The organism is Clostridium sp. 001, from assembly GCF_019056555.1.
GTDB lineage: Bacteria > Bacillota > Clostridia > Clostridiales > Clostridiaceae > Clostridium_B > Clostridium_B ragsdalei.
In genome coordinates, this window is sequence record NZ_CP020473.1 from 1,138,796 (window position 1) to 1,158,871 (window position 20,076).

Annotated in this window: 18 protein-coding genes; 6 read left to right on the plus strand and 12 right to left on the minus strand. The window is 31.7% G+C overall.

Going from position 1 to position 20,076, the window contains the following annotated elements; genetic code table 11:
• Positions 1–192: 192 nt before the first annotated feature.
• Positions 193–4,542, minus strand: a complete 4,350-nt coding sequence (gene polC / locus B5S50_RS05065) for a DNA polymerase III subunit alpha (RefSeq protein ID WP_217303272.1) — start codon at positions 4,540–4,542, stop codon at positions 193–195.
• A 300-nt stretch (positions 4,543–4,842) separates the two neighbouring features.
• Between polC and B5S50_RS05070 the strand changes: the two genes are divergently transcribed.
• On the plus strand, positions 4,843–5,505 hold the full coding sequence (locus tag B5S50_RS05070) for a Type 1 glutamine amidotransferase-like domain-containing protein (RefSeq protein WP_217303273.1): 663 nt from the start codon (positions 4,843–4,845) through the stop codon (positions 5,503–5,505).
• 179 nt (positions 5,506–5,684) lie between these two features.
• Here B5S50_RS05070 and B5S50_RS05075 read toward each other — a convergent pair whose 3' ends face one another.
• Positions 5,685–5,903 (minus strand): hypothetical protein, encoded by a 219-nt coding sequence (locus B5S50_RS05075; protein ID WP_065077928.1) that lies wholly within the window; start codon positions 5,901–5,903, stop codon positions 5,685–5,687.
• A 310-nt stretch (positions 5,904–6,213) separates the two neighbouring features.
• Here B5S50_RS05075 and B5S50_RS05080 point away from each other — a divergent pair, with 310 nt between their 5' ends.
• Positions 6,214–6,402 carry a hypothetical protein gene (locus B5S50_RS05080; RefSeq protein ID WP_065077929.1) on the plus strand — a complete coding sequence of 63 codons (189 nt, stop codon included), beginning with the start codon at positions 6,214–6,216 and terminating at the stop codon, positions 6,400–6,402.
• 79 nt (positions 6,403–6,481) lie between these two features.
• Here B5S50_RS05080 and B5S50_RS05085 read toward each other — a convergent pair whose 3' ends face one another.
• Positions 6,482–7,051, minus strand: coding sequence for a hypothetical protein (locus tag B5S50_RS05085; protein ID WP_242872109.1), 570 nt, complete (start codon positions 7,049–7,051; stop codon positions 6,482–6,484).
• A 209-nt stretch (positions 7,052–7,260) separates the two neighbouring features.
• On the opposite strand from B5S50_RS05085, the gene B5S50_RS05090 reads away from it, so the two are divergent.
• Complete coding sequence (locus B5S50_RS05090; RefSeq protein ID WP_217303274.1) at positions 7,261–7,848, plus strand: hypothetical protein; 588 nt, start codon at positions 7,261–7,263, stop codon at positions 7,846–7,848.
• A gap of 133 nt (positions 7,849–7,981) precedes the next feature.
• Here the strand turns inward: B5S50_RS05090 and B5S50_RS05095 are convergent, their stop codons facing one another.
• From B5S50_RS05095 to B5S50_RS05105, 3 genes are read right to left on the minus strand one after another with little or no spacing between them, the layout of a single operon-like run.
• Positions 7,982–9,151 (minus strand): iron-containing alcohol dehydrogenase, encoded by a 1,170-nt coding sequence (locus B5S50_RS05095; protein ID WP_065077931.1) that lies wholly within the window; start codon positions 9,149–9,151, stop codon positions 7,982–7,984.
• 32 nt (positions 9,152–9,183) lie between these two features.
• A complete protein-coding gene (locus B5S50_RS05100; RefSeq protein WP_065077932.1) occupies positions 9,184–11,157 on the minus strand; it encodes an FAD-dependent oxidoreductase in 1,974 nt (657 codons plus the stop codon).
• 28 nt (positions 11,158–11,185) lie between these two features.
• The gene (locus tag B5S50_RS05105) at positions 11,186–12,355 is read right to left on the minus strand and encodes an MFS transporter (RefSeq protein WP_242872110.1); all 1,170 of its coding nucleotides are present in this window, start codon (positions 12,353–12,355) and stop codon (positions 11,186–11,188) included.
• A 274-nt stretch (positions 12,356–12,629) separates the two neighbouring features.
• On the opposite strand from B5S50_RS05105, the gene B5S50_RS05110 reads away from it, so the two are divergent.
• The gene (locus tag B5S50_RS05110) at positions 12,630–14,195 is read left to right on the plus strand and encodes a CdaR family transcriptional regulator (RefSeq protein ID WP_217303275.1); all 1,566 of its coding nucleotides are present in this window, start codon (positions 12,630–12,632) and stop codon (positions 14,193–14,195) included.
• A gap of 63 nt (positions 14,196–14,258) precedes the next feature.
• Here the strand turns inward: B5S50_RS05110 and B5S50_RS05115 are convergent, their stop codons facing one another.
• Entirely contained in the window at positions 14,259–14,891 is a 633-nt protein-coding gene (locus tag B5S50_RS05115; RefSeq protein ID WP_065077935.1) for a flavodoxin family protein, read from the minus strand.
• Positions 14,892–15,268: 377 nt separating this feature from the next.
• Positions 15,269–15,850, minus strand: coding sequence for a hypothetical protein (locus tag B5S50_RS05120; RefSeq protein ID WP_217303276.1), 582 nt, complete (start codon positions 15,848–15,850; stop codon positions 15,269–15,271).
• A 520-nt stretch (positions 15,851–16,370) separates the two neighbouring features.
• On the opposite strand from B5S50_RS05120, the gene B5S50_RS05125 reads away from it, so the two are divergent.
• Positions 16,371–16,577, plus strand: coding sequence for a hypothetical protein (locus tag B5S50_RS05125; RefSeq protein WP_065077937.1), 207 nt, complete (start codon positions 16,371–16,373; stop codon positions 16,575–16,577).
• Positions 16,578–16,754: 177 nt separating this feature from the next.
• Here the strand turns inward: B5S50_RS05125 and B5S50_RS05130 are convergent, their stop codons facing one another.
• The 4 genes from B5S50_RS05130 to B5S50_RS05145 form a co-directional block, all read right to left on the minus strand.
• The gene (locus tag B5S50_RS05130) at positions 16,755–16,943 is read right to left on the minus strand and encodes a hypothetical protein (RefSeq protein ID WP_065077938.1); all 189 of its coding nucleotides are present in this window, start codon (positions 16,941–16,943) and stop codon (positions 16,755–16,757) included.
• A gap of 14 nt (positions 16,944–16,957) precedes the next feature.
• Positions 16,958–17,185 carry a hypothetical protein gene (locus tag B5S50_RS05135; RefSeq protein WP_065077939.1) on the minus strand — a complete coding sequence of 76 codons (228 nt, stop codon included), beginning with the start codon at positions 17,183–17,185 and terminating at the stop codon, positions 16,958–16,960.
• A 533-nt stretch (positions 17,186–17,718) separates the two neighbouring features.
• Entirely contained in the window at positions 17,719–18,156 is a 438-nt protein-coding gene (locus tag B5S50_RS05140) for a hypothetical protein (RefSeq protein WP_217303277.1), read from the minus strand.
• 172 nt (positions 18,157–18,328) lie between these two features.
• Positions 18,329–18,790, minus strand: coding sequence for a DUF4829 domain-containing protein (locus B5S50_RS05145; RefSeq protein WP_065077941.1), 462 nt, complete (start codon positions 18,788–18,790; stop codon positions 18,329–18,331).
• A gap of 176 nt (positions 18,791–18,966) precedes the next feature.
• On the opposite strand from B5S50_RS05145, the gene B5S50_RS05150 reads away from it, so the two are divergent.
• Complete coding sequence (locus B5S50_RS05150) at positions 18,967–19,494, plus strand: amidase domain-containing protein (protein ID WP_065077942.1); 528 nt, start codon at positions 18,967–18,969, stop codon at positions 19,492–19,494.
• Positions 19,495–20,076 lie beyond the last annotated feature (582 nt).

A 20,076-nucleotide genomic window follows, 5' to 3' on the forward strand; every position in this document is an offset into this window, starting at 1 on the left:
TGTATAAATAATTTTATTCTGCACATAATATTGTATGAATTCAACATTAGCCTTCTTCGATTAATTTTTTTTTTACCAGGGATATTTTAAATCCCTGGTTTTTTTAATTATCCTTTAAAAAACTTTCAAATAAAATATACAATTTCTTTTTTGCTTTTCACATAAAGCTCATATAAACTGCAGGCTGATAATTTAAATTACATCAAAAAAGCTTATTTGATCACTTTCTGGAAGACCTTTTAAACAGCCAAATTTTTTAAGTAAATCTACAGCAGAATTCCCGATTTTAGCACGTTTCTTTACATCCTCTATAGAGCTAAATGTCTCTTCTCGTGCTGCACTAAATATACTTTCTGCTGCGATATTTCCCATGCCAGATATACTATTTATAGGCGGCCTTAAGCCATCTTCCTCTACTAGGAACTTGGTAGCATGAGATTTATATAAATCAATTGGTAAGAATTTAAATCCCCTCTCATACATTTCCAAAACTATCTCTAAGTCATCATACATATCCTTATCCTTAGGAGTAGCTTGATTACCCATGATTTGAATTTCTTTCATCTTTTCTATAACCTTTTCTTTTCCAAATATCATAAATTCACTGTCAAAGGCCTTTGCTCTAATAGTAAAATATGCTGCATAATAAGCCTTTGGGATGTGAACCTTAAACCAAGCTATTCTAAATGCCATCATTACATAAGCTGCAGCATGAGCTTTAGGGAACATATATTTTATCTTTTTACAGGAATCTATGTACCATTCTGGTACTTTATGTTCTCTCATTAAAGCTTCATACTCTGCCCATTTTTCAGGCTGTTTCGATACTTTTCCTTTACGTACCAGCTCCATTATCTTAAAGGCACTATTTGGCGGCAGACCTTTTTTGATAAGATAAATCATAATATCATCCCTGGTACATATTGCCTCACTTAATGTAACTATTCCCCCATCAATTAAGTCCTTTGCATTTCCAAGCCACACATCGGTACCATGGGAAAGTCCTGATATACATATTAAATCTGAAAATGCTTTTGGCATTGTATCTACAAGCATTCCCCTTACGAACTTAGTACCAAATTCAGGAATACCAAAGGTTCCTACCTTAGAATTTATTTGTTCCGGTGTTACCCCAAGAGCTTCTGTAGATGAAAATATAGACATAGTTTCCTTATCATCCATAGGTATCTCATGAGGATTTATTCCAGTTATATCCTGCAGCATTCTTATAACTGTCGGATCATCGTGTCCAAGTATATCAAGTTTCAATAAGTTCTGGTCAATAGAGTGATAATCAAAATGTGTGGTTATAATATCTGAATTAGGATCGTCTGCAGGATGCTGTACAGGACAAAATTCAAAAATTTCGCGTCCCTTTGGCACAACTATAATTCCTCCAGGATGCTGTCCAGTGGTCCTTTTTATACCTGTACAACCTGCTGAGATTCTGGTTATTTCTGCCTTGTTTACTGGAATATTCTTTTCATCAAAGTACTTTTTTACGTATCCGAAAGCTGTCTTTTCTGCTATGGTACCTATAGTTCCAGCTTTAAAGGTTGTGCCCTTTCCAAAGATAACCTCTGTATATTTATGAGCCTTTGCCTGATATTCTCCTGAAAAATTTAAATCTATATCTGGCTCTTTATCTCCATTAAAGCCTAAAAAGGTTTCAAAAGGTATATCTATACCGTCCTTAGCTAACTTTTCTCCACAAACAGGACATACTTTATCCGGTAAATCAAACCCATTTTTAACACCGTAATCTGAAAAGTCCGAATACTTGCATTTAGGACACCTATAATGGGGTGGCAGGGAATTTACTTCCGTTATACCAGTCATATTTGCTACAAAAGAGGAACCAACAGATCCCCTAGAACCTACTAGGTAGCCATCTTCATTTGATTTCCATACTAGCTTTTGAGCAATAATATACATTACAGAAAATCCATTTTTTATAATAGATTCCAGCTCCCTATCCAGCCTGGACTGAACAATTTCTGGAAGTGGATCTCCATACAGCTCATGAGCCTTTTTATACGCAATGTCCTTAATAGTCTGTTCACAGCCATCTATATGAGGTGGACATTTCTCCGGCGAAATAGGGCTAATTGGATCACACATATCTGATATCTTATTGGTATTTGTAACTACCACCTCATAGGCCTTTTCTTTTCCCAAATATGAAAATTCCTCAAGCATCTCCTCTGTAGTTTTTAAATACAATGGAGCCTGATTATCTGCATCCTTAAATCCCTGTCCTGCTTCTAGTATACGTCTGTATATCTCATCTTCCGGATCCATGAAGTGAACATCTCCTGTAGCAACTACAAGTTTATTTAATTTTTCTCCTAGGGCTACAATTTTTTTATTAATTTCCTCTAGATATTCTTTACCAGGTACCTGCTCTGTCCTTACTAAATAATCATTATTTCCTAGAGGCTGAATCTCCAAATAATCGTATCCTTTTGCTAATTCTTCAATTTCTTCATCGGATTTTCCAAGTAGTATTGCTTGATACAACTCTCCTTCACTGCAGGCACTACCAAGGATTAAGCCCTCAGAATATTTTTTATACATGCTCTTTAATATACGAGGTTTTTTATAAAAATAATCCAAATGAGAATAAGATACCAGCTTATATAAATTTTTTAATCCCACATAATCCTTTGCGAGTATTATTGCATGGTAAGTTTTAAGCTTTTTATATTCTTCCTTTTTAGCTGCCTCATCACGCCCGTATATATCTATATCTTTAAGGTCTTCTGCTCCCCTTTCTTTTAGCTTTTCAATCATTACATTAAACACCTTAACAGTAGTTGCCACGTCATCTAAAGCTCTATGAGCAACTTCCACCTTTATACCAAGGTTTTTAGCAATTCTTCCTAATTTATAGGTTTTAAAATCAGGGAAAACCTCCTGTGCTAAGGACAAGGTATCTACATATGTAAAATCAAAGTCACAACCTAAAATTTTGGCATTATGCTTTAAGAATCCCACATCAAATTCAGCATTATGTGCAACCAAAACACTATCCTTAATAAAATCCAACATTTTAGGAAATACCTGCTCTATGGTTTCTGCATTTCTTACCATATCATCAGTTATATTTGTAACCTCTACAACTCTTAATGGAATTGGCTTTTCAGGGTTTACAAAAGTGCTGAATGTGTCTATTACCTTTCCATCCTTGATTTTCATAATTCCTATTTCAGTAATTTTTTCTGTTACTGGAGAAAATCCTGTGGTTTCCAAATCCAATACGCAATAGGTAGTATCAATACTCTGTCCTTTAGGGTTTGTTACAGATGGCTTTTTATCCGGTGCCAAATAGGCCTCAACTCCATATATAATCTTCATATCTGGATTATCTCTTCCTAAAAGTTTATGTGCCTCAGGAAAAGCCTGCACTACTCCATGATCTGTTATAGCAATTGATTTCATGCCCCAGCTCATAGCTCTTTTAATTAAATCAGTAGCACTAGTCATAGCATCCATCTGACTCATTTGCGTATGCATGTGAAGTTCTACCCTCTTCACCTCAGATTTGTCTTGTCTCTGAACTTTCTTCATGCCTTCTGTTTCAATTATAGTATTGGCAATAATCTCAATTTCCTGAGAAAACTTGCTATAACCTGAATTTCCAGAAAGCCTAATCCCCTTAGCCTTTTTAAGTCTTGATAATACCTCACTGTCTTCACCAGGTTTGCAAAATACCTTACAGGTCATGGAACTTGAACCATCATATAAATCAAAGGAAATTAATATCTTTCCGCTTCGGAGTTCCTTTGATTCCATGTTGGATATTTCACCCTGTATAGCTATCCTGCCTTCATCTGGTGTAATGTCAGTAATTTTTACTACAGGTTCCCTAATATTATTACTTCTGCCTAATATCAAAAATGGATTATTAGCTTTTTTTCTATGGGTTTCTGTTTTCATTTCCTGATTTTTTTCTGCAGGCTTATTGGGCAATTTAGAAACATTATTGCTTTGTGTACTATTAATTTCCTTCTTAATAAACAGCATTTCACTTTCACGTTTATCCTTTTCAAACTTTATTAATTCTTCACTTCCTAATTTATCAACAAAGTTTATTTTATATTCTGTACCGTACATGCTTTTTATAGCCTTAGAGATCTTTTTATCATAATCCATAGATTTTAAAAATTCTGATACTGAAATTTTTAAATTGAAGTTTATGATATTTTCATTCACTTCATATTCACTATTATTTAAAAGTACTGCTCTTAAAGCAGGATGGTTATCTGCTACCAAAAATATAATATTTTTCAATTCATCTTCTATGGGTTTTTTATCCGTATCTTCAGCATACTTTACAGCAATTTTAGAATTCTTTAGTGAAAATCTTTCTCTTATAAATTTATTAAGGCGCTGGATTTCTCTTATTTCAATATACTTATCTGAGTTAATTTTCATTTCTAAAGTTTTAGTTTTTTTACTTAAGGCTACAGATTCTACAATGGCAGCACTTATGTTACCTTCTGTTTCATAATCACTAAAAATTTCATTTATTCTTTTCATACTACTTTTTAACCTTCTCCCAAAAATTTTTAGTATGCTACTATTATATAGGATAATCTTATGCATTGTCATGTAGGGAAAAAGTGTATATAACACCGTTTATCCATTTTCACTACTTTCTTGCAATTATATTATATCCTATCTAAATAGGAAGTTATCATAACTTTATTGTTCTTTTCGTCAAAATAAACTTATCTCAAAATTGTGATAAGCTTAAAATATCTTCAATATGATATAATATCTACAATAGAATTATGTTTATATGAAAAATTTATGAAAAATTAGTGAGGAGAAATACTAATGGTAAATATGTTATTTAGCTTATATAATTTTAATGATACTTGGGCAAAGAATGCAGTATCAAAATATATAAAGTGTAGTAATAAGGTTCTAATAATTCCATTTTCTTTTGGTGAAAACATAAAGAACAATGTAGATTGGCAAAATGAATTTGCTAAAGATAATGGCGATCATTATAAAGCCATCATAAGACCTTTTTTAAGCTACGGAATCAAAGGAAAAAATATAAACTGTGTAAATTATTTTGAAGATACAAAGGAAAATGCAAAAAACAAAATAAAAAACAGTGATATACTATTTTTCACTGGAGGTCTGCCTGATAAAATGATGTGCCGTTTAAAAGAATTTGATTTAATAAATGAAATTGAAAACTTTACCGGAACAATTATTGGCAGTAGTGCTGGAGCAATGATTCAGATAAAAGAGTATCATATAACTCCCGATGAAGATTACGACACATTCTCATATAATGAAGGATTAAATTTTATTAAAAATTTTGACATTGAAGTTCATTATAAAGAAACAGAAATACAAAAAAACTATATAAAGAAAGTACTAAATGAAAAAACAGATACAGTATATACTATTAAAAATACCGGCGGAATAATTGTTGATAATAATTCTATTAAATTATTGGGAGACACCCAGACATTTAGTAGATAATTTATAGAATATTCAAAAAACGATATAAGCAAAATAAGCATCCTAAATGACGGATGCCTATTTCACGCTAAATTTTAAGGGGTACAATTTAATATACTATCTGGTGGCAGTTACATTTAAGATTAGTGTGCCCTGCAACCACAGACACATGTTGTAATTATAATTACTTAAATGATTTTTTAATTAACACTTAAATGTCTAATATATATAGAAAGTTGAAATTGTATATTTGTATAACCATCAAAAGTAATCATCTGAGGATTAGGTTTGGGTATCACTTCAATTACACAATTTCTATTTAATTTTTTATGTTCCAGTTTCATTTCTTCTATTTTATTCTCTATATCTTCTAATTTATTTGTACTATAAGCTATAGTAGCATCAGGAAAATTATGCATGATACTCACCCTTTCAAAAATTATTTTCTTTTTCGCTAAGGTTATTTCCTTAGGACACTTATTATATTATATCTACATTATTAAAATTTCCTTAAAAAATCAATCTAAGTTTAGTGAAATTAAATTTTATAAATAATTAAAATAATGTTCACAAATCGGAAACAATTGTATATAATATAAGTAAGAGATATATTAAACTATTTCAAATTCAGTTAAAATGTGGATGTTCTGTAAACGTATACTTAAATAAAAATTAATGAAAAGAAGATTTTTGTTTAAGTATAAAATTAATATAAGGAGGTGTATATTGATGGCAAACTTAGGTTCTCTAGGACAAAAATCAATAGAAAAAGATCGTACTGTGCAGCCGCCAATTGAAGACTTAGATAAACTTAATGATAGGCCTGTACAAGAAGATGACATACCACCTGCAGTATTAGTTGTGTTTGCAGTTATTCCTATGGCTATATTGCTTATATTATTTACGTTTTTTAATTAGCATTCAATATTTACAATTTAAATATGTGAATTATAAAAAGTGAGCACTGGTTTCAGCCAGTGCTCACTTTTTATATAATTTAAATTATCAATTCTTTAGCATATGGTAGAGTTTCAATCCATTTACAAAATTCTCGCCATTCTGGTAATCTATGATTCTTTCTCTGGCTATATACACCCTTTAAGCATCTATAATTAGTAGTTAACCTTGCAGTAAGTTCAAATCCTGCAGGATTAGAGTATAAAAGTTTTAAATAATCTTCTTTGTCCTGAGTTTTATTGTATGTATCCTTTAATTCTTCTATTATATCAATAATTCTTTTATCCACATATTCATTATACTGCTTGGATAAATCAAATTTGGATATTCTATGCATTGTACTCTGACTGCTTACAAAAGTGATAAATCTATATCTTTCTAATTCAACCCATGCCTTATTAGTAAATGTTAAATCAAAGGCAACACGTATTCCTGACAAAAATTGATCATGAGCTTCCCCTTTAGGTGATTTAGCTAGACTTTTAACCCTATCTGTAATATCAAAATTACATTTATCGGTATCTACTGCCATAGGATATTTACTTGCTTTTATACTTTCTTCTAGATCATATACTTTTAAATTTTCTATTTTCATTATTTTACCTTTCATCCTTCCTTAACTCATATATTCTATACTAAGTTTATCATCTTTTATTAGAACTAACCAGTAACTTTTTTCAAAAATGATAATTCTATATTTATAGATTATACCTACCTACCAAAATATTAACAAATAAAAAATATGTTGTAAAATATATTATATTTTATAAAATTGATTCGATAAATTAATGAAATACTTTATAAAGGAGTGTACTAACTATGTCTAATACTATTAGTTCTTTACTTTCTTACTTGAATAGTATAAATACAAGTAACCAAGTTTCACAAAATCCAATTTTAGACTCAAATAATTCCTCTGATAATTCAGATAGCTTAATTTCCAGCTTAGGTTCGGACTCAATTAAGCTTAGTCCTAAAGCACTAAGTGTTTTAAGCTCTTTACAAAATTCTAACACCAATACATTTAGTTCTGCATTAGATACCCTAGTATCAAATGGTACCATTACATCATCACAGGAAAATTCTATTAAAAGTGCTTTTATATCCGCAAAAAATTCTTCTTTATCATACTCAGGTACTTCAAAAAATAATTCCTTATTTCCTTTAGATGCTCTAGTATCAAAGGGCACTATCACTAAAGATCAAGAAAATTCCATAAAAGAAGCTTTTATATCCGCAAAAAAATCTTCTTATACTAAAAAGTTACAAAAGCAAGCCCAATCAATATTACAAAATCCTATACTAGCAAAGAATCCTGAATTACTTCTAAATTCAGATTTATATAAAAAAAGCAGCAATAATGATTATAGCTATATTCCAGATACTTCATATTTAAATAAATTATAATATAGCAAAAAATAGAGTGGATGAATATATCCACTCTATTTTTGTCGTTTTTCAACATAATATTACTTTAACCAATAGGTTTTAGTATATATTTTTTTACTATACTTGCAAAATCTAAAGGAAACTATAAACTTTATTGATAACCATCATATAATGTTTCTAATGTTGTAACTACATCTTGTTCCGTAATTGTTCCTCCAAATGACATACATAGTGGCTCTTTATAAATCATAGGTTTTGCAGCTAATATCTGTTCCTTCGTAAACCCTTGCTCTTTAAAAGAAGGAATTTGTATTTCTTTGCACAATTTTCTAACTGCATTACCTACTGCTTTTCCAATTGCTTCTGGTTCTTCTGATGAAAAAGTAACTCCCATGATTTCTCCAATTTTTTTCATTTTCTCAGGATATGTTTTAGCAGCAAACTCTATAATGGCTGGAGTTACTAACGCACAGCATATACCATGAGAAATATGGTACATATGCCCCAAGGCATGTGCTGTTGAATGTCCCATATGCACTCCTGACTCATTAAATGCAATACCTGCAAAATTACTTGCCAAAGCTAGGTTTTCTCTTGCTTCTACATTGTTTATATCTTTTACTGCAATTGGCAGCCATTTTGTTATTAATCTAATAGCTTCGTAAGCTAACAAATCAGAATGTGGTGTATTTTTTCCTTCCGTTAATGCTTCGTTAGCATGTGAAAATGCGTCCATTCCTGTAAATGCTGTAATAAATGCCGGACATCCAACTGTAAGTTCAGGATCTACAATTGCATAATCAGGGGGACATGGAAGTCCGATTTTGCACTGCATTGTTTCCGAGGAAATAACTGATACAAAGGTACTCTCTGAACCTGTTCCTGAAGTTGTAGGAATTAATATCATTGTAAGCGGCTTTACAGCATAATTCTTTTGACCGGTTAAATAAAGTACAATTTCCTGTAATACTTCATCACCATTTGGAATTACTGCTGCAATAGCTTTTGCACTATCAAGCGTACTACCGCCCCCAAGTCCTACAATACCATCAACTGCTCTTTCCCTACCTATAGCTGCTGCCGCTGTTACTGTATAATCAGGGCAATCTGTTTCTACATCATCCCATATAACAACTTGCACATCCTCCTCTCTTATAATATTAGCTACTTTTTCTGCATAACCAATTTCTGAAATTTTCTTATCTGTTACTAATAATATTTTTGTCATACCTAATTCTTTTGCTTTTTTACCTACTTGCTGTAAAGTTCCATTTCCAAAAAGTACTGGTGATAGTTGTGTATAAGTTCCTGATTTTAACATTTGTCATTTCCCCCTTTTTTAACCTATTATTTTTATAATTCAAATGCTGCTTTATATCCGCTGCCAACAGCTGCTTCAATACGCCCTGCTTTTGCCGCATCGCCAAGCAATACAACCTTGTCAAATACTGTCTTTATTTCTTCTACCAATTCTTTATTAGATGCTGTTCCCAAAGAAACCACTACTGCGTCAAAATCAAAATTTTTGCTTTCTTGGGTATCTGTCGTTTCTACTGTCACAGTAGTTCCATCAATTTTTACCAACTTATGCTTTGGATATAGTTTAATTTCATGTTCTGCTATTCTTCCCATAACATCAATCAGGTTTTGAAAAAATATTCCTGGTCCTATTTCATCTGCCATTTCAAATACTGTTACCTTATTGCCTTGTGATCCCAATAATTCTGCAGTCTCAATTCCTGTCATGCCTGAACCAATAACACCAACCTTTTTACTCTTAAGTGTTACTTTCCCACTTAAAATGTCCATTGGTGTATAAACTTTTTCTCCATCAAGTCCTGGAATAGATTTTGGCATTATAGGATTAGATCCTTGTGCAACAAATACTGCATAGGGGTTTAATGCTTTTATCTCATCTATTGTTGGTGCATGATCTGTTTTTACCTCAACACCAAGTTCATCCAATTGTCCTTTTTGGTAATCAATTAACCATGCTGTTTTTTCCTTTTTAGGAGGCTTAGAAGCATATACAATTTGTCCACCAACCTTAGAATTCTTTTCAAAAACAATTGGCTTGAATTCACGTTTTGCTAATATACGAGCTGCTTCCATTCCTGATGGTCCGGCACCAATAACTACAACTACACGTCCCTTACCATCTTTCTTTAAGCAATCGTCTCCATATTGATTCTCTCTACCTCCCTGATAATTAATTGCACATGCCATAGGTGCTGATCCCATATCTGCAGACATTAATGTTTCCATGCAATACAAACAAGAGATACATTTTCTAATACTTTTTTCTTTTCCCTCTTGTGCTTTATTTCCCCATTCTGGGTCAGCAAAGAATTGTCTGGCTGATCCTATAAAATCTACTTTTTCTTCTTCAAGAACTTTCTCTGCAAATTCTGGCTCACGAATGACAGATACACCAATTACCGGGATGGAAACTGACTCTTTAATCTTAGCTGGAATATTAATTTTCCATCCTTGATCAAAACCAACTGGCTCCCAGGATGTATTCATTGTTTCATAAATACCACAGCTTACATCAAGTGCATCAACTCCTTGTGCCTCTAAATGCTTTGCAATCTTTACTCCTTCATCTAAATGTATTCCTAATTCTGGATGTCCAGCATAACCCATACATTCATCTGCAGAGTATCTTACAATAATAGGATAATTTGATCCACATTCCTTACGAACTCCTGCAATAATCTCATCTAAAAATCTCATGCGTTTTTCAAAACTTCCACCATATTCGTCTGTTCTTTTATTCGTATACGGGCTTAAAAATTGACCAATCATATAACCATGTGCTCCATGAAGTTCAACTGCGTCAATTCCGGCTTTCTGCAGCCTTTTAGCTCCCTGAATAAATCTATCGATTGTATCTTTAATTTCTTCTTTTGTCATCTCATGAGTTGGTTGATGAACCACCTGACATTCTGTAACACTAGGTGCCTGCATTGTTGTATTTCCATTAATTACTGCTATACCCTGGCGACCTGGATGATAGATTTGAACAGCTACCACTGAACCATATTTATGAATTTCATCTGCCATTCTTTTCAATCCCTCAATGTACTTATCATCATCTACTGCTATCTGGTGGCAATTTCCTTTCCCAATTTCTAAATTAATGCAAGCACACTCTGTGATTATAAGACCTACTCCGCCTTTTGCTCGTTCTCCATAAAATGCTATATCTGATTCTGAAACACTTCCATCTGCTTCTGCCAAATGGTTACCCATTGCAGTCATAACTATTCTATTTCTCACAGTCATTGATCCAATATTTTTTGATGAAAATAATTTTTGATACATATTTTTTCTCCCTCCAAGCTGTATATTTTTAAATTACTTGCCTATTTTTTTTAACACCCCAAACCAACATCAGTATAGTTAAGGCAGCTGCCACAACTGCTCCTATGATGAAACACATAAAGTTTACACTGCGGCCGCCGCTAATTGATGCGGAAATTGGATTAATAATATATGGGCAACAAAATTGGCCAAAATTTTGTGCACATGTTACAACTGAAATTGCCATACCTGCTGAAAATCCGTCTACAGACATCCCTGTATTGATAAAAATACCAGGTAAAGCAGCAGAGACGGCCATACCAACAAGTATGCTGCCAATATGGCATACAATCATACTTCCAGCAAATGCTATGACTACATAAGCTACTGCCAGCATCAAACACCCAACTGCAATTGCACAGTTTTTAGTCCTCTTTGCCAGGCTGCCATACAACAATCCCATAATAATACCGCCAATTGCAAAGAATGCTAAACCTAGTCCTGAATCTGCAGCAGTTCCAAGATTTTTTTCTGTTACAAGAAATGACAATGAAATGGAATATACTTGTACACTGATAAATAGGATAAACATGAATATAACCCATCCCCATGTAGCACTTGTAAGCTTTGTTTTTTGCACATCACCTGTTGTTGTCATTTTTTCCGGTTTTGTATTTGGTACCATAACTGCTACTAAAATAAGTGATATGATTGCAAGTAGATGAACGAAAAATACATAATTCCATCTCACTTCTGTTAGCCACCCACCTGCAAAAACCATAATAGCCGCTCCTGCCATTTGGCTTGCTTGTAATGTACCCTGTACTTTTTGTTGTTCAACTCCACTAAAATTATCAGCAACAATTGCAGTACTAACAACTTGACATATGCCTATGCCAACACCAAGTATCCCTCTCATAACCAGAATAGTTGTGAAAGATGTCATAAATGCAGGTGCTGATCCTCCTATAAGAAAAATTATAATGCCTGCCAATGCAATATTTTTCTTGGAAATCGTTTGCATAAGCTTGCCGACTACAATAGTTGTAGGTATAATTACAATGCATGGTATTGAAATTAGATTCTGAATCATCGTTTGTGATGCTTCAGGAAATTTAGCTCCTATTGTGGATAAAGAACTGGAAATACCGATAACACCCATCATTAATAATCCAATGCCGTAAATTCCTAACTTAATTTTACTTTTTGCATTTTCCATAAACATTTCTCTCCTTTCATACAGTAGGGTTATTTCTTAAACTAATTTTATCATGTATCTACCTTTCAATGCATCGTCTAAAAGTGAAATTGTTAAATTATTATCATTAAATATATTGCATTTTACTTTTATAATTTATTGATAATTTATTAACTCTATTTTGCAATAAATTGCAACATACTTCATAATATCGCATGTTTAGACACCTATCATCTTGCTTGTTTACACTACTTACTATATAATTTAATAAAGACTATATTACGGAGGAATTATTATGGCAGTAAAAATTAGCAGCTTATTAGAATTTCTTTCAGACTTTAAACCAACTTCTACATGTAAATGTTATCATGAAGTGCGTACTTTTCGTTTGTTAAATAACAATTTAAGTGACTTACATTCAGACTGTATCTACATAGGTAAAGCTTCTCAACTACCATCTATTCAAACAACTGCACCAACAACATTTTTGCTGATAAAGGATAGTGACACTTTTGCATACGATTCTTTAGTCCCTAAATGTGACTATATCTACGTTGAACCTAGTACAGACCTTAATATACTATTTAACTCAGTACAGGATTACTTTGATAATGCTATGTATGTATCTGAATGTGCTCTCAAGATTATGCAATTAAATAAGAATACTTCTACTTTGCAGGAAGTACTTGATTTAGGCTTGGAGTTATTAGGGAATCCTCTCTTGCTAGTAGATGTTTCACTTTGTTTCATCGCTCATGCTGGCGGTAATACCGTTATTAATGAACCTTTATGGGAATGGACATTATCTAAGGGATATGTAACCGAAGAATATGTTAACTCTGTAATGATGGATGGATTAGCTGATGAAAGAACGTATCCACAAAAGCCGCTTTTAATATGGGAAAAGGGTATGTTAAATCATGACCAATTAGTTTTTCGTATTTTATATAACAATACTCCTGTAGGATATCTCAAAACATTGGCATATAATAAACCAATATCTGAAACTGATCAACAGATTATCACACTCATAGGAAATTGTCTCTGCCAGTTTTTAACTAATAATCATGCAGAGCAGGCTTCTTGTTCTCCCCTAATAGAATCATTTTTAGTATCTCTATTAAATGAAAAATTATATGATCATAATGCAATTAATGAGCGCATACACCAATTTAATTTGAAATTATATGATAATTTGATATTGATAGTTATTGAACTAAAAAATGACCTTTTACAAGACAAAGATAAAGCTTTTCTATTTAAACGAAAGCTTCAAAACTTCCTGGGACGAGATAACATTGTATATTACGATAATCATCTTGTAGCTCTTTATGATTATAAATCAAAAGAACCATTTACAGAATTTGAATGGGCTAATTTTGAAAATTTATTAAATTCTTTTAATTGTCATGCTGGTATTAGCTTACTATTTAACAATCTTTATTCACTGCCTGAATGTTACCGTTCTGCTTGTGAAGCACTGCATACCGGTTGGAAATTACATTTTTCTAAACCCATTATTAAATATTCAGATATTATTCTTCAGCATGTTTTCCTAACTTACGCCAATCAAAAGGATTTGTCACCTTTGATTCATCCAGCTATAAAAACTTTGCAAGAACTAGAATCAGATAAATACCACATGTTACTAGAAACCATAAAAGCATACATTACCAATAGGTTAGAAATTGTACCAACTGCTAAATCATTATTTACTCACTATAATACAATAAAATACAGGCTTAATCGAATTGTAGAACTAACAGGACTAAACTTTACAGACTATCAGACTATATTTCAATTACAATTATCATTTCTTATTATGGACATGCTTGAACAGCTAAAAAAAACTGATGAATAAATTTAGAATCTTCTAATGCAAAATAAGCACCTGTTTTAACCAGTGCTTATTTTGCATTATTCTTTATTTAGACACTAAAGACTCTAATAATTTCCCCATACTATTAGCTTTAAGGATTGTATCTTCCTGCTCTTCAAAACTAGGTGGAAGATGTTTCTTTTCGATTTTATCCAAAATACCATATTTCTTAACCACATTCCCTGCATTACATTTGTGACCAAATCCACATGTGTAACATTGGGAATATCCATGAGCGGATACAGCACCAACTACTGACATCTTATTAACCATCATAGATTTTTTTATAATCATATTGACTAAACTGGCTCCTTGCTCACTATAGCTAGCACTAACTGCTACACCAAGCTTGCCGGATAAACTAAAAGCTGCTCTGTGTCGAAAGCAAAAAGTTCTTTCCAAGCATGCATGACCAAGAGCATTTATAGTCCCTCCATAATTAGGTGCACCAAAAACAATTGCATCTGCCATTAGCATTTTTTCTGCTATTTCATTCCAGTCATCTTTAACTTTGCACTTATTATCGGCAGCGCAAAGTGTACATCCAATACAACCATTAATTCTCTTGCCTGACAATGAAATGTATTCATACTCTGAATTACTTGATTCCAATATAGCTTTCACTGTCTTGCTGGTAATTCCATCTTTTCTGCCGCTTGCACTAATTCCTAAAATCATATTATCCATCCCCTTAATATATTTAGTGTACGTTACTATACTAAATCCTACCTTTATTTGACTGTCACTTAGCTTATAATGATAACATTATCTGTTATTTGTATTAAATAGTATTCTATATTGAATTAAAAATTCCTCTTCCAAAATTTATCCGATGGCTACCAGCCGTAATACCCCCATCTTCTTATAAAGTGGGGGATAACAGCTGCTACGCCCCTGGATAACGATTTCTAAGTTTCAGATGGAGAAAAAAACTCCACCTGAAACCAAGAACTCTGTTTATCTCTTTCAAAGAAATCATTATAATTAATATACAAAAATAAAACCTAAAATAGCTTTTACACTACTCTAGATCTTATTTCTTATTGAACTATATCTTATGATACGTTACCTTCATCTGATGTATCAGTCTTTTGTACAGGAGTTACAGTATTCTGTATATTAGCTAGTTTTTGCTTCAACTTTTCGTTTTCTTTCTGTACCTCAACTAAATCTTGCTGAGCCTTTTGAATTTGTGCATTTTTTTCAGCTTCTGTAGGATTAGCATGTCCTAAGTCATTTACTGCCTCTTGGATAAAATCACTAATAAGCTTTTTTTGATTCATTGTAGGTTCCACATTAATTTCCTTAAGTGCAGCATATACTGTGTTCTGAGCTGCCTTAAATCTGTCTTCATCAGTTTCTAATATTCCTGAATGGTATAGTTGTTCAGCTGCTTTTACACCTACTTTTGCTTTCTGTTCCATCCAATCTATTAAACTTCCAGCAGGTTTTAGAGCAGGGAAAGTCTCTGAAATTTTTATAAGTGGTTCTGCTGCAGTTAAAACTTGTTCTGTTGTGTTTAATACCTTGTCTACATTAATATTCCTTTTCTTCAAATAAGGTGTTAACCCAAATATGCCTCCGATTACACCAACTAATACTCCACCTATGGCTACAATATCATTTACGCTAATCATACCATTTCCCTCCACTTTAAATTTATCCGATAACTACCTGCTCTAATACTCCTACTTCTCCAAGTGGGAGTAAAGAGCAGTTACGTCCCTGGATAACGATTTTTCCTAAAGGATAACGCCTTCTAAGTGCTGAAGCACTAAGAATCCTGTTAATAAGCATCAGGTGGAGTTAAAACTCCATCTGATGCTAAGAACTCTGCTTATCCTAGTTGTTCAATAATATTCTCTAAATATCCGGCTTTAAATATACCAATGCCTCAATTTAGAGTATTCACCAAACTTTTAATTTGTTCATATAGGATTTTTATTTTTCATCTACGGCATCACCGCGCCATTGTACTATTAAAATGGTCATTCGATCTAGTATTACGTAATTTTAGCTTTTCTCTTATTTGTCCTTGACAAAGGGTACAGTTTACTCAATATAAATTAGCGTGAATTCGGTCAAAAAATTTAGTATTATATTTTCTATATTGTAAATAATATTAACCAAACAAGAAGGTAAGGGAGGAATTGATAGATGAATTCACAAGCAAGAGATAATATTCATAAAGTAAAAGAATCATTGAAAAGTGCTCAGCAAGGTTTGCAAATGGCTGCAGATGAAGTGGAAAATTCTAATATTAAAAATCAAATAAATACTCAGTTAAATCAAGTTTCTACTTGTCTTGACGAATGTGAAAAAATAGCTTCTGGATTAAGTCAGTACAAAAACTACCATTCATAAAAAACATTGCATAACACAAAATATTAAAGCCACCAATTTGTCAATAATTGGTGGTACATAATCAAAATCTACTAATTACAACACTTTAATAGGAATTTTAAATTCTATTCTTCGATAAATTTCATTAATTCTTCATTCTATTCTGGCAAATATAATCTTGTGAGCATCTAGTTTAACTTAATATAAACTTTCTATTACTTTTTTCGCATTTTCCATTTTTTCACATATGTTCTCTAATATATCTTTTTCTAACATTTCATAAAACAACATACCAGTCCCATTATTTTTTTTATGTCTATTTTCACGTTCACTATTTAAATTCCTACAAAATTCATTATTAGATTTGATAATCGGATGCACTCTCATTTTATCACCTCTAATTATATATTCGAAACATACATTAAATGCCTAATATATATTGAAAGCTCAAATGATATATTTGTATGTCCATCAAAAGTAATCATTTCATGATTAGGTTCAGATATTACTTCAATTACACAATCTCTATTTAATTTGTTATGTTCCAGTTTTATTTCTTCTACTTTATTTTCTATATCTTCTAATTTATTTGCACTATAAGTTATAATAGAATTCGGAAAATTATACACCTTACTCACCCTTTCAAATAATTGTTTTTATTTTCGCTAAGGTTATTTCTTATGTATTTTCATATATATATACGAAATGCGCATCACTTTTTAGGGTATCATTAAGAAAATCTTTTTTATTATGCAAAATAGGCATCCTAGATGACGGATGCCTATTCTACAATAATAATTGGGGATCTAATTTTTTTATATACTTTCTTGTGGCAGTTGCACTTAAGTTTAATGTGCCCTGCAACTACAGACACGAGGAGGATAATTACCTTTACTTTTCTTTCATATATGTAAATACATTATTTTCATTTTCGCTAAGGCTATTTCCTTAGGACACTTATAAGTATATACGGTATTTGTTACGATTTAATGTCATACAAGTGAATTATTTATTTATTTTTTGAATGTCCTGTAAATAATATAAGAATAAGCACCAGCTTTAACCAGTGCTTATCTTTATTTATATAAGATATAATCATACTTTGTATTTCCCTGCTGCTTTAAGTTTCTTTCTAAATTAAAGCTATTGTTTGACAAGTCACTTACTTTTTCCACGGCAAATTGCACCTTCCATAAAATACTGATTTACAAATATAAAAACCTCTTATAGTATTACAGAGTATTTTAATTATAAGTGCAATAGATACTACTATAATTCCTATAAGAACCATATTAAATAGTAGCCAACTTACATCTAATAAACTAAAACTAAAAAGTAATACAATATGATTTACTACGCTTATCAAAAGCATTTTAACATTTAATCTTGTCTCCTTTATAAGAAAGTTTATACACAAAATTGATAAAACAATTACAATTGTTTTTAGTTGAAATGTCAATATAAATATTCCCATACCGTTTTCGAGGTCATACCAAGGTGACCATTTAAAGTTAGTGGTTGTTATTAATATTTGAGCAGCAATTAAAAGCACATCTAGCACACCAGTTAAGGAAATTAACATAAGTTTTGCTATTTTCATTTTCCGCCTCCCATAAAATTTACCTGATAATAATCTGCACTTATAATATATTTTAGAAATTTACAATAATTATATTGGGAACTTTGGCTGTACTTGCACATTCAAAAGAAAAAGCTATCCTCAAATATAAGAATAACTCTAAAAATAGCAATAAAGAATTGTTTATTATCAATTATCCCTCTCCAATTTCATCAATTAACCATGGTGAATTCCTGTCTTTTCTAATAAGAGTACACCATTTAACATCTTTTCCACTATCTTCAGGACCAATTCCATCTTTTTTATATTTAACTGTATACTCAACCTTATAAATTTTTATGTTTTCAGCTTTTGCATGAGTTATTGTACCACGGCCATATTTCATATAAGCTTCTTTTTGTGATGGCCTTTTATCTTCAGATATACTATCAAGTTTAACATGTTTAAGATTTTTATCCATGTCTTGCCATTTCTGTACTCGTGTTGAATTAATTCCTTTTAAATCCTTTTCATTAAGATATTTAAAATAATTTTCTACTACCTGTTGAGCAGGATCTATCGACTGCTTCTGCGGATTTGAAACTTTTCTTTTTGCTATGAAACAGCCAGTAATTACAACCACAAAACATAAAATTACCAACATTATTTTTTTCATTTTGCACCCCCATAAAATCTTCCATATACTAATTTCATAAGTTAATATTATCATATTTTTGAAATATTTCGTACTAAAAAAGCCTTCGATATATCCCAAATTCTTAACATCTTAGTACGCAAAAATATTCTATTGCTACATAAAATATAATTATAAATAATTTTATGGAGATTAATATGAACTCATTTAGACAAAACCAATATTCCAGGGCTAATGCTGTAAAATACGCCATTATATATGCGCTTAAACCTAACCCTGCTTATAGATATTTTCCTCTAACAAATAATAACACTAGTGGTGATTGTGCTAACTTTATCTCTCAATGTTTACACGCCGGTGGTGCACCTATGAATTATAGTACTAGAAACCCATGGTGGTATAGACATAGTAGCATAAATATAAATAGAGATACTTGGTCTATATCTTGGGCAGTAGCAAATTCTCTTTACTGGTGCTTGAAAATAAATCAGACCTCACACTTGCCCGGTGCCAAAGGTTTAGAAGTTCAAAATGTTTCTTTGCTTAAACCAGGCGACCTTATATTTTTTGAAGATAACAAAGGCTCTATTTTCCATTCTACAATAGTTACATCGCTCTTACACAATAAGCCACTAATATCTCATCATTCTTTTGAGGCCTTAAACATACCATACCAAAGTTCATGGCCAGCATATAAAATGCATTTTTTAAAAATAAGCATTTAAAGTATAGCTACCAAAAAGGGAGGCTCAGCTTCCCTTAAATTATTATTTCATTTTTATTTATTACACAAAATAAGCACCCTAGATGACGGATGCCTATTCTACAAATAATTGGGGATCTAATTTATATACTTTCTTGTGGCAGTTGCACTTAAGTTTAACGTGTCCTGCAACTACAGACACGAGGAGGATAATTACCTTCACTTTTCTTTCATATATGTAAATGCATTATTTTCATTTTGGCTAAGGCTATTTCCTTAGGACACTTATAAGTATATACGGTATTTGTTACAATTTAATGTCATACAAGTAAATTATCTATTTATTTTTTGAATATCCTGTAAATAATATAAGAATAAGCACCAGCTTTAACCAGTGCTTATCTTTGTTTAATCATGTTTTCATCTGCGTAAAAACACCGATTTGCAAATTTATTGATAAAAATATTACATTGCTGTGAGAATTAAAATTCATTTAGATAATTTCATTGTATAATAACCAGTTTATAATATTATAGTTAGTATTTATACATCTGATATAGTATTTTAAATACCTTTTATGAAAAAAACGTAACAACTTATTGTT